Raw genomic sequence first — 11694 nt, forward strand, 5'->3', positions numbered from 1 at the left:
TCATATAAAGGAGCGACAGCTCAGAACGCGGCATGTGCTGTGATAGTTTTGACAGCGCAACCAACCTTTAAATTCCGTCCTGTGAGGCGGGGAAGGAGGAAGCGTCCAATGAACATGCCTGCACCTCAGTCTGAGAATGTGCTCTCGCGTGTCGTTCTCGCCGAAGCCGATATTGACCGTGCGCTCACCCGCATTGCCCACGAGATCCTCGAGGCCAACAAGGGGACCGCCGATCTGGTGCTGCTGGGTATCCCACGCCGCGGCTACCCCCTCGCCCAACGGCTGGCCCGCAAGATCGCGGCCGCCGAAAACCAGGCCACCGGATCCTCGCTCGACCCCGCCGCCATGGTCGGACAACTCGACGTGACCATGTTCCGGGACGACCTCCGCCACCACCCCACCCGCTCGCCGCTGCGGACCCAGCTGCCGCCGTCGGGCATTGACAACAAAGTGGTGGTGCTCGTCGACGACGTCCTGTACTCCGGGCGGACCATCCGTGCCGCCCTCGACGCCCTCGTGGACCTGGGGCGACCGCGGGCCGTCCGGCTGGCAGTCCTGGTGGACCGCGGGCACCGGGAACTCCCCATCCGGGCCGACCACGTGGGAAAGAACCTTCCCACCTCCTCCGTGGAGAAGGTACGCGTCCACCTCGCCGAAATCGACGCCGTGGACGGCCAGCCGATCAACGAGGTTGTCATCGAGGGCCCCGCATGAGGCACCTGCTGTCCACCCGCGACCTGTCCCGGTGGGACGCCATCCGGATCCTCGACGTGGCTGAGGAAATGGCGGCAGTGGGGGAGCGGGAGATAAAAAAACTTCCCACCCTCCGCGGTCGCACCGTGGTGAACCTGTTCTTCGAGGACTCCACCCGGACCCGGATCTCCTTCGAAGCGGCAGCCAAGCGCCTGTCCGCCGACGTCATCACCTTCGCAGTGAAGGGGTCGTCCGTGTCCAAGGGCGAGTCGCTGAAGGACACAGCGCAGACCCTTGAAGCGATGAGCGCGGACGCCGTCGTGATCAGGCACTGGGCCTCCGGTGCACCCGCCCGGCTGGCGACGTCGGACTGGATCGACGCCGCGGTGATCAACGCGGGGGACGGGATGCACGAACACCCCACCCAGGCACTGCTGGATGCCTTCACCCTGCGCCGCCACTGGGCGAAGCTCAACGGCGTCCCCTCCCACGGGTCCGACCTCTCGGGGATGGCGGTCACCATCGTCGGCGACGTGCTGCACTCCCGGGTGGCGCGGTCCAACTTGTGGCTCCTGGTGACGCTTGGCGCGACGGTGACCCTGGTGGCGCCGCCCACCCTCGTCCCGGTCGGAGCCGAAGACTGGCCCTGCCGGATCACCTACAACCTGGACGAAGCCCTCGCCGCCGGCCCCGACGCGGTCATGATGCTGCGGCTCCAGGCCGAACGGATGAACGCCGCCTTTTTCCCCTCCACCCGCGAATACTCCCGCCGCTGGGGGTTCGACGACGCACGGCTGGCGGCCCTCGATACGCACGGGCTCAACCACACCGTCATCATGCACCCCGGGCCGATGAACCGTGGTCTGGAAATTTCGGCCGCAGCAGCCGATTCGTCCCGCTCCACCGTGCTGGCGCAGGTGCGCAACGGAGTATCGGTCCGGATGGCTGCGCTGTACCTGCTGCTCGCCGGTGAGGACCAGACGGGTCCCGCTCCGGCACTTCCCACCCCCACCCAGGAGAACCACCGATGAACGCATCAGCCCGCTACCTCATCCGCGGCGCAGCGCTGCTCGGCCGGGAACGCTCCGACCTGCTGATCACTGACGGTGTGATCGCCGGCGTCGGACCGGGCCTCTCGGCCGCAGGGGCAACGGTGATCGACGCCGACGGCCTTGTCGCCCTGCCCGGGCTGGTAGACCTGCACACCCACCTCCGCGAACCCGGCCGGGAGGACGCCGAAACCGTTGAAACCGGCACCCGCGCCGCGGCGAGGGGCGGCTACACTGCGGTCCACGCCATGGCTAACAGCACCCCCGTCGCCGATACCGCAGGCGTCGTGGAACAGGTCTACAGCCTGGGCCGCCGGGCCGGTTGGGTGGAGGTCCGCCCGGTTGGTGCCGTCACCGTGGGGCTCGGCGGCACCCAGCTCGCCGAGCTCGGTGCGATGGCGGACTCGCGCGCCCGCGTCCGGGTGTTTTCCGACGACGGCGTGTGCGTCAACGACCCGGTCCTGATGCGCCGTGCGCTGGAGTACGTCAAGGCGTTCGACGGCGTGATCGCCCAGCACGCCCAGGAACCCCGGCTCACCGAGGGAGCCCAGATGAATGAGGGGGCCGTCTCGGCCGTACTCGGCCTGACCGGCTGGCCTGCGGTCGCCGAGGAGAGCATCATTGCCCGGGATGTCCTCCTGGCGCACCATGTGCAGTCCCGCCTCCACGTCTGCCACGTCTCAACCGCCGGATCGGTGGAGATCATCCGCTGGGCCAAGGCCCGCGGCATCAGGGTCACCGCCGAGGTCACCCCCCACCATCTGCTCCTCACCGATGAGCTGGTGCGCACCTACAACCCGGTCTACAAGGTGAACCCGCCACTACGTACCGGCGAAGACGTGCAGGCCCTCAGGGAGGCCCTGGCCGACGGCACCATCGATGTCGTCGGCACCGACCACGCACCCCACCCGTCCGAACACAAGGACTGTGAGTGGGCGCAGGCCGCCATGGGCATGACCGGGCTGGAAACGGCACTGTCGGTGGTGCAGCACACCATGATCAACACCGGCCTGATGGACTGGGAGGGTTTCGCCCGCGTCACCTCCCACACCCCCGCAGCGATCGGCGGCCTGGAGCGCCAGGGCCGGCCACTGGCCGAGGGCGAGGCAGCTAACGTCACACTCGTTGATCCGGAGGCACGATGGGTAGTCGATCCGGATAAAATGGCCACGATGGGCCGCAACAGCCCATTTGCCGGCACGGAGCTACCCGGGGCCGTCCACGCCACGTTTTTCCGGGGCCACCCGACCGTGCTGGACGGCCGCCTGAACACCCCGCACCCAACAGCAGCTGAGGAATCCACATGGACTGGCTAATGCCCGTCGCCCTCTCCACGGGCATCATCGCCGCCGTCATCACCCTCGGGGTACTGGGGTGGCGCGGCCGCCTGGCCCGGCAGCGGGACGTCCCCGCCCCTCCCGAAGCACCCGAGGTGCTCAGCGACCCGGTGTACGTCGCCAACGGCCAGTACGTGGTCACGACGACGGCGGGGGACTGGCTTGACCGGATCGCCGTCCACGGCCTGGGCGTGAAATCCAACGCGACCGCCAGCGTCCACGAGGAGGGCATCATGGTGGTCCGCAGCGGCGCCCGCGACCTGTTCATCAGGCGTGCCGACCTCAGGAGCGTCCGGCTGGACCGCGGGATGGCCGGCAAATTCGTCGAGAAGGACGGCCTGGTGGTCTTCACCTGGGCACTGAACGGGACACCCGTCGACACCGGCTTCCGCACCCGCCAGGCCCAGGACCGCAACGGGCTGTTGGGCGCCGCCGCGGCCCTCGCCCCCGCCAGCCCTCAGCCGTCTCCCAACACCCACACACCCCCGGCACAGAGTCAAAACCCCATGAAGGACACACCGTGACAGAATCCAGCCAGCCAGCAACCGAGAGCGCTGCAGTACTGATCCTTGAGGACGGCCGCACCTTCCGTGGCCGCAGCTACGGGGCGCAGGGCACTGCGCTGGGCGAAGCGGTTTTCGCCACCGGCATGACCGGCTACCAGGAAACCATCACCGACCCGTCCTACGCCCGCCAGCTGGTGGTCCAGACGGCCCCCCACATCGGCAACACCGGGGTGAATAAGGACGACGCCGAGTCCCGCCGCATCTGGGTGGCCGGCTATATCGTGCGCGACGCCGCCCGCCGCCCCTCCAACTGGCGGTCCGAGCAGAGCCTCGACGGGCAGCTCCGGGACCAGGGGATTGTCGGCATTCAGGGCGTCGATACCCGCGCCGTGACCCGGCACCTCCGCGAACGCGGTGCGATGAAGGCCGGAATCTTCTCCGGCCCGGCAGCATCGGGGTCCGACGCCGAACTGCTGGCGCAGGTCTTCGGCCAGGAGTCGATGACGGGTGCCCGGCTGGCCGAGGAGGTCAGCGCCGTCGAACGCTATGTGGTGGAGCCGTCCGACAACGGCTGGGAGGGCGAGCCACTGTTCACCGTCGCCGCCCTGGACCTGGGGATCAAGTCGATGACTCCGAAACACTTCGCGCAGCGCGGGGTCCGCACGGTGGTCCTTCCTGCCACGTCCACCTTCGCGGAGGTGGCGCGGGAGTCACCCGACGGGGTGTTCATGTCCAACGGGCCGGGCGACCCGGCAACAGCCGACCCCCAGGTCAGCCTGCTGCGGGAGGTGCTCGACGCGCGGATCCCGTTCTTCGGTATCTGCTTCGGCAACCAGATCCTGGGCCGTGCCCTCGGCTTCGGCACGTACAAGCTCCGTTACGGCCACCGCGGCATCAACCAGCCCGTCCTGGACCGACGCACCGGCAAGGTGGAGATCACCTCGCAGAACCACGGGTTCGCCGTCGACGCACCCCTCGACGGTCCCACCCTGGCGCCTGAGGCCCGGTTTGGGAGGGTCGAGGTCAGCCATGTCAGCCTCAACGACGACGTCGTCGAGGGCCTGGCCTGCCTGGACCTGCCTGCTTTCTCCGTCCAGTACCACCCGGAAGCGGCAGCCGGTCCCCACGATTCGGCGTACCTGTTCGACCGGTTTATCCAGTTGATGACCGACACCCGGTCCGGTCACCAGCTGAGCAGCGACGCAAACGATAAGGAAGAAAACTAGATGCCACGCAGAACCGACCTCAAAAGCGTCATGGTCATCGGCTCCGGGCCGATCGTCATCGGCCAGGCCGCCGAATTCGACTACTCGGGAACGCAGGCGCTGCGGGTGCTGAAGGAGGAGGGCCTGCGGGTCATCCTCGTCAACTCCAATCCGGCCACCATCATGACCGATCCCGAGTTCGCCGATGCCACCTATGTTGAGCCCATCACTCCCGAGGTGGTCGCCAAGATCATTGAGAAGGAGCGCCCCGACGCCCTCCTCCCCACCCTCGGCGGGCAGACCGCACTGAACGCCGCCATCGCCCTGGACAAAAACGGTGTCCTGGAGAAGTACGGCGTGGAACTGATCGGCGCGAACATCGCCGCCATCGAGCTGGGGGAGGACCGCGAGAAGTTCAAGGGTGTTGTCGCCCGTTGCGGGGCCGAGTCGGCGCGATCCATGATCATCCACTCCATCGACGGCGCGCTCGAGGCGGCAGCCGACCTCGGCTACCCGATGGTGGTGCGCCCCTCCTTCACCATGGGCGGGCTCGGCTCGGGTCTTGCCTACAACGAAAAGGATCTGCGCCGCATCGTGGGCCAGGGTCTCCAGTACAGCCCCACCACGGAGGTCCTCCTCGAGGAAAGCATCCTCGGCTGGAAAGAGTACGAACTCGAGATGATGCGGGACAAGAACGACAACGTGGTGGTTGTCTGCTCCATCGAGAACCTCGACCCGGTGGGAGTCCACACCGGTGACTCGATCACCGTCGCCCCGCCTATGACCCTCACCGACCGTGAATACCAGCGGCTGCGTGACATCTCGATCGCGATCATCCGTGAGGTGGGCGTCGACACGGGCGGCTGCAACATCCAGTTCGCCATCGAACCCGACACCGGCCGCATCGTCGTCATCGAAATGAATCCGCGCGTCTCCCGGTCTTCGGCCCTGGCCTCCAAGGCCACCGGCTTCGCGATTGCGAAGATCGCCACCAAGCTCTCCCTCGGCTACACCCTCGACGAAATTCCGAACGACATCACCCAGAAGACCCCCGCCTCGTTCGAGCCGACCCTCGACTATGTCGTGGTCAAGGTGCCCCGGTTCGCGTTCGAGAAGTTCCCGGCGGCGGATCCCACCCTGACCACCACCATGAAGTCGGTGGGTGAGGCGATGGCGATCGGCCGCAACTTCACCGAGGCACTCCAGAAGGCCCTGCGATCCCTGGAGCAGAAGGGCTCCCAGCTGTCCTTCGACACGTCAGCGGACATCGATGTGCCGGCCCTCATCACCGCCGCCAAGCGGCCCACCACCGAACGCCTCGCCCAGGTGCAGCAGGCACTGTTGGGCGGTGGCACGATCGATGAGCTCTACCAGGCGACGGGCATCGACCCGTGGTACCTGGACCAGCTGGTGCTGCTCAACGAGGTGGCTGCGACCGTCCGGGAGGCGCCCGCGCTCACCGAGGAGATGCTGCGGCTGGCCAAACGGCATGGCTTCTCCGACGAACAGATCGGTGCTCTGACCCACACCCCCGAAGCGGTGGTGCGTGGAGTCCGCCACGCCCTCGGCGTGCGCCCGGTCTACAAGACGGTTGACACCTGTGCCGCGGAGTTCGCGGCCTACACCCCGTACCACTACTCGTCCTACGACGAGGAGGACGAGGTGGGCCCGCACGCGAAGCCGTCCATTATCATCCTGGGCTCCGGTCCGAACCGGATCGGGCAGGGCATCGAGTTCGACTACTCGTGCGTCCACGCCACCATGGCATTGCGCGAGGCCGGCTATGAAACAGTCATGGTCAACTGCAACCCGGAAACGGTGTCCACCGACTACGACATCTCCACCCGCCTGTACTTCGAGCCCCTCACCCTCGAGGACGTCCTGGAGGTGATTGCGGCCGAGGACCGCAGCGGCGGCGTGCTGGGTGTCTTCGTGCAGCTCGGCGGGCAGACCCCGCTGAAGCTCGCGCAGGAACTGGCCGACGCCGGCATCCCGATCCTCGGCACGTCACCCGAGGCGATCGACCTGGCCGAACACCGGGGTGCGTTCAGCAGGGTCCTCGACGCGGCCGGACTGGTCTCGCCGAAGAACGGCACCGCCGTGTCCTTCGAGGACTCCAAGAAGATCGCCGACGAGATCGGTTACCCGGTCCTGGTCCGGCCGTCCTACGTTCTCGGCGGTCGCGGAATGGAAATCGTCTACGACGAGGCCAATCTCTCCCGCTATATCGCCAACGCCACCGAAATCACCGAAGCCCACCCGGTCCTGATCGATCGGTTCCTTGAGGACGCCATCGAGATCGACGTCGACGCCCTCTACGACGGCACCGACATGTACCTCGGCGGCATCATGGAACACATCGAGGAGGCAGGAATCCACTCCGGCGACTCGGCGTGTGTCCTGCCGCCGATCACCCTGGGCGCCGACATCCTGCAACGTGTGCGCGAAGCGACCCTCGCGATCGCCGATGGGGTAGGGGTCCGTGGGCTCATCAACATCCAGTTCGCGCTGGCCTCGGATGTGCTCTATGTGCTCGAAGCCAACCCGCGTGCCTCCCGCACCGTACCCTTCGTGTCGAAGGCGACCGGAGTGCAGCTGGCCAAGGCTGCCGCCCTGATCGGCACCGGGGTGTCCATCGCCGCACTGCGCAGCGAGCACGGCCTCCTGCCCGCCCGCGGCGACGGCGGGGACCTCCCGCTGGACGCACCGGTTTCCGTGAAGGAGGCGGTCCTGCCCTTCAGCCGGTTCCGCACCCCCGACGGGACCGTCGTCGATTCGCTGCTGGGCCCTGAGATGCGCTCAACGGGCGAGGTGATGGGGATCGACAAGTACTTCGACACCGCTTTTGCGAAAAGCCAGTCAGCCGCCAACGCGGCCCTCCCCACTGAGGGCCGGGTCTTCGTTTCGGTGGCGAACCGGGACAAACGCTCGATCATCATGCCGGTCAAGCGGCTCGTCGATCTGGGCTTCGAGATCCTGTCGACCGGCGGCACCGCCGATGTGCTGCGCCGCAACGGCATCCAGGCCACCACCGTGCGCAAGATCGCCGAGGGCACCGGTGAGCACGGTGAAGGCACCGTCGTTGACCTGATCACCGACGGCACCATCGACATGATTATCAACACCCCCTCGGGCGGTCAGGCCCGCGGCGACGGCTACGAGATCCGAGCGGCCGCGACCTCCTACGGGCTTCCGGTCATCACGACCGTCCCCGAGTTCGGCGCTGCCGTCCAAGCGATCGAGGCCATGCGCTCCTACGAGTGGTCGGTGACCAGCCTCCAGGAACACGCCGCCAACCTGCAGGCGGCAACCGAGGCCCGCGATGCCGCACGATAGGCCTTCCTTCGGGGTCCGTCTGGCCTCCCGCATGCAGGAGCGCGGCAGCCTGTGTGTGGGAATCGACCCGCACCCGGCCCTGCTGCGTGACTGGGGACTGACCGACGACGCCGCAGGGTGCGAACGCTTCGCGCTGACCGTGCTGGCGGCCGTCGGCGAGACGGCGGCCATCCTCAAACCCCAGGTGGCGCTGTTTGAACGGCACGGCTCTGCCGGAATGGCAGCCCTGGAACGGCTGCTGGCCGACGCCGCTGACCAGGGGGTGCTGACCATTGCCGACGCCAAACGGGGAGACATCGGCTCCACCATGGCCGCCTACGCCGATGCCTGGCTCCGGGACGGGTCAGCGCTGGCGGCCGACGCGGTTACGCTCAACCCCTACCTGGGGTTCGAATCCCTGCGTCCCGCGTTGGACCTCGCGGCCGCCACCGGACGCGGTGTGTTCGTGCTGGCGTTGACCTCCAACCCGGAGGGCGCCGCCATCCAGCACGCGGTAGTGTCGGGCCAGACCGGCGAACCAGTGGCCGACAGGCCCAGCAACACCCCACCCAGCGGTCACGCGGTGGCCCGGCTGATCGCCGACGCGGCTGCGCGGGAGAACCGCGACGCCGTCGGGCTGGGATCGGTGGGCCTGGTCGTCGGAGCAACGGCCGGCACGGCCGTGCGCACCCTGGGCCTTGACCTTCAGAACCTCAACGGACCCATCCTTGCCCCCGGCATCGGCGCGCAGGGTGCCGGCGGGAAAGAAGTCGCCGACACGTTCGGGCCCGCATCCTCCCTCGTGGTCGGAAGCGCGAGCCGCAGCATCCTGCGGGCTGGACCCGACAGCGGCAAGCTTCGGGCGGCCGCGGAGCACGCGACGGCGGAACTGCGCAATTGATTTTGTGCCACCTCTACAGATAGGTTCAGTGGAAGCCCATTCCACAAGAATTGCATCTACCCGAGCGTCCAGCGCGGCACGGTGCCAACTGCAGGGGAGCACTTGTGAGCTTGAAGCCGCTATCGGACTCCGAACGGACACAAGCGCGCGAGAAGGCCACCGCCGCACGTGCGGTCAGGGCAGATCTGAAGGTGAAGCTGAAATCGGGGGAAACCTCGGTCAGCGACGTCGTCAACGGCATGTCAATGGATCCCGCGGTGGGTCGGCTCAAAGTGCTCGACCTGCTGAAGGCGTTGCCGGGCGTGGGGGACGTGCGTGCCTCGGGCATCATGAACGACGTCGGCATCGCCTCAACCCGCCGAGTGCGGGGGCTGGGTGTGCACCAGCGCCAGGCATTGATCGAACATCTAGCAAAGCAGGACCCTTCGCCCTGATCGGGGCAAGGCAGCAGACCTGTAAGTAAGGAACCACGTGTCGCAGCCTCGGCTGACAGTACTCGCCGGGCCAACGGCCGTCGGTAAGGGAACCGTATCCACCTACATCCGTGACAACTACCCGCAGGTCTGGCTGTCCGTATCGGCCACCACCAGGCCCGCGCGGCCGGGCGAGGTGGACGGAGTCCACTACTTCTTCGTCAGCAACGAGGAATTCGACGACCTGGTCGCCACGGGCCAGATGCTGGAATGGGCGCTGGTCCACGGCCGCAACCGCTACGGCACCCTCCGGCGGACCGTCGACGCGGCAATGGCCGACGGGAAATCGGTGCTGTTGGAGATTGACCTGCAGGGTGCCCGGCAGGTCAAGGAGTCAATGCCCGAGGCGAATTTCGTGTTCCTGACACCGCCCAGCTGGGACGAGATGGTCCGCCGTTTGATCGGCCGGGGGACCGAAACGGAGCAGGAACAGCAGCAACGGCTGGAAACCGCTAAACTAGAACTTGCCGCTGAGCCTGAATTCGACCACACGGTGGTCAACGACAGTGTTCAGCGCGCAGCGGACGAGCTTGTATCACTGATGGGACTAAGCCCTCAGGCACGCTAGCGCGTGACCTGGTAGCCGCTGTCCCACCAACAATCTGAACCATTTACGGAGTATTTGTGTCAACACAGCCTGAAGGCATCATCAACCCGCCGATCGACTCCCTGCTGGAGGCATCGGATTCGAAGTATGCCCTGGTGATCTACGGTGCAAAGCGTGCCCGCCAGATCAACGCATACTACTCCCAGCTGCACGAGGGACTGTTCGAGTACGTTGGCCCGCTGGTCGACACCCGTCTGAACGAGAAGCCACTCTCGATCGCCCTGCGCGAGATCAACGAGGGCATGCTCGTCGCCACACCGGTCGAATCAACCGAGCAGTAATTTTCGCCGTCCTTGTGATTGCAGCCGAGCCGAACCGAATGCCGAGCAAGTGCGCGTAATTCTGGGAGTCGGGGGAGGGATCGCCGCCTACAAGGTGGCGTCCCTCCTCCGACTCTTCACTGAGGCGGGGCACAACGTCACCGTCATTCCCACGGATGCCGCGACCCGGTTCGTGGGGACCGCCACCTGGGAGGCTCTCTCCGGCAACCCGGTCAGCAACAGCGTGTTCGACGACGTCGACAAGGTCAACCACGTGCGCCTCGGCCAACTCGCCGACCTGGTGGTCATTGCCCCGGCCACGGCCGACCTGGTGGCCCGCGCTGCCGCCGGGATGGCCAACGATCTCCTGACCGGGACCCTGCTGATGGCCCGCTGTCCGGTCCTCATGGCCCCCGCCATGCACACCGAGATGTGGGAGCACCCTGCCACCGTGGCCAACATTGCCACCCTCCGCAGCCGGGGCACGCTGGTGCTCGATCCCGCCTCGGGACGGTTGACCGGCACCGATTCCGGTGCCGGCAGGCTGCCCGAACCGGCCGACATCTTTGCCGCCGCGATGGCGGCCTGCGAGGGCGCCAATCACGACAGGTCTCCCACAGCGTCGGCACCCGGCTCGCTCGTTGGCCGGCATTTGGTAATCACCGCTGGTGGCACCCGCGAACCCATTGACCCCGTCCGCTACCTCGGCAACCGCTCGTCGGGCAAGCAGGGGATGGCGCTGGCCGCCGCAGCCCTCGCCGAGGGAGCCACCGTGGAGTTGATCGTCGCCCACGTGGAGGTGCCCGCTCCCGACGGCGTCGACCTGGTTCAGGTCGAAACCGCGGAACAGCTCAGGACCGCGACACTGCGTGCGGCGAAACAGGCCGACGCCCTCATCATGGCCGCAGCCGTCGCCGACTTCCGGCCAGCCGAGCCGGTGCTCACCAAGATCAAGAAGCGCCCCGACGGCGTCGACCCCGTGATTACCCTGGTCCGCAACCCCGACATCCTGCGAGAAGCCGTGGAGCAGCGTGACGCTGCGGGCGCGGGGCCGGTGATCGTGGGGTTCGCCGCTGAGACCGGTGACCCGACCGCCGACCCGCTCGACCACGCCCGCCAGAAGCTGGTCCGGAAGGGCTGCGACCTCCTGGTGCTCAACCAGGTGGGCGATGGCAAGGTGTTCGGACTCGATGACACGGTCGCAACCATCCTCGACGCCCACGGCGCCGAACCAGTTGAGGTTGCCGGTACCAAAACCGACGTCGCCACCGCAGTGGTGGCCCGGGTGGCAGCCGCTCTGACGGGCCGAGGCTAACCAAGCACCGGTCCGCCAGTGCTGTTGGCGTCG

Annotated in this window: 11 protein-coding genes; all 11 read left to right on the forward strand. The window is 67.2% G+C overall.

Annotation, left to right across the window (positions count from 1 at the left end; all coding sequences use genetic code 11):
• The first annotated feature begins 114 nt into the window (after positions 1 to 114).
• Positions 115 to 714, forward strand: coding sequence for a bifunctional pyr operon transcriptional regulator/uracil phosphoribosyltransferase PyrR (gene pyrR / locus H4V95_RS08210; protein WP_196866186.1), 600 nt, complete (start codon positions 115 to 117; stop codon positions 712 to 714).
• Complete coding sequence (locus H4V95_RS08215; RefSeq protein ID WP_196866185.1) at positions 711 to 1724, forward strand: aspartate carbamoyltransferase catalytic subunit; 1014 nt, start codon at positions 711 to 713, stop codon at positions 1722 to 1724. Before pyrR ends, H4V95_RS08215 begins: the two co-directional genes overlap by 4 nt.
• The gene (locus H4V95_RS08220) at positions 1721 to 3058 is read left to right on the forward strand and encodes a dihydroorotase (RefSeq protein ID WP_209729811.1); all 1338 of its coding nucleotides are present in this window, start codon (positions 1721 to 1723) and stop codon (positions 3056 to 3058) included. Before H4V95_RS08215 ends, H4V95_RS08220 begins: the two co-directional genes overlap by 4 nt.
• A complete protein-coding gene (locus H4V95_RS08225; RefSeq protein WP_245345625.1) occupies positions 3046 to 3603 on the forward strand; it encodes a hypothetical protein in 558 nt (185 codons plus the stop codon). The genes H4V95_RS08220 and H4V95_RS08225 overlap by 13 nt, the downstream gene beginning before the upstream one ends.
• A complete protein-coding gene (gene carA, locus H4V95_RS08230; protein ID WP_209729813.1) occupies positions 3600 to 4811 on the forward strand; it encodes a glutamine-hydrolyzing carbamoyl-phosphate synthase small subunit in 1212 nt (403 codons plus the stop codon). Before H4V95_RS08225 ends, carA begins: the two co-directional genes overlap by 4 nt.
• The gene (gene carB, locus H4V95_RS08235) at positions 4812 to 8126 is read left to right on the forward strand and encodes a carbamoyl-phosphate synthase large subunit (protein WP_196866183.1); all 3315 of its coding nucleotides are present in this window, start codon (positions 4812 to 4814) and stop codon (positions 8124 to 8126) included.
• On the forward strand, positions 8113 to 9006 hold the full coding sequence (pyrF, locus tag H4V95_RS08240; RefSeq protein WP_196866182.1) for an orotidine-5'-phosphate decarboxylase: 894 nt from the start codon (positions 8113 to 8115) through the stop codon (positions 9004 to 9006). Before carB ends, pyrF begins: the two co-directional genes overlap by 14 nt.
• 104 nt (positions 9007 to 9110) lie before the next feature.
• On the forward strand, positions 9111 to 9440 hold the full coding sequence (gene mihF, locus H4V95_RS08245) for an integration host factor, actinobacterial type (protein WP_196866181.1): 330 nt from the start codon (positions 9111 to 9113) through the stop codon (positions 9438 to 9440).
• A 37-nt stretch (positions 9441 to 9477) separates the two neighbouring features.
• A complete protein-coding gene (gmk, locus tag H4V95_RS08250; protein WP_209729815.1) occupies positions 9478 to 10047 on the forward strand; it encodes a guanylate kinase in 570 nt (189 codons plus the stop codon).
• A 56-nt stretch (positions 10048 to 10103) separates the two neighbouring features.
• Positions 10104 to 10367, forward strand: coding sequence for a DNA-directed RNA polymerase subunit omega (rpoZ, locus tag H4V95_RS08255; protein WP_019482806.1), 264 nt, complete (start codon positions 10104 to 10106; stop codon positions 10365 to 10367).
• A gap of 49 nt (positions 10368 to 10416) precedes the next feature.
• Positions 10417 to 11661: a bifunctional phosphopantothenoylcysteine decarboxylase/phosphopantothenate--cysteine ligase CoaBC gene (coaBC, locus tag H4V95_RS08260; RefSeq protein WP_209729817.1), complete on the forward strand. Its 1245-nt coding sequence runs from the start codon at positions 10417 to 10419 to the stop codon at positions 11659 to 11661.
• The last annotated feature ends 33 nt before the right edge of the window (positions 11662 to 11694 follow it).

The organism is Arthrobacter sp. CAN_C5, assembly GCF_017875735.1.
Taxonomy (GTDB): Bacteria; Actinomycetota; Actinomycetes; order Actinomycetales; family Micrococcaceae; genus Arthrobacter_D.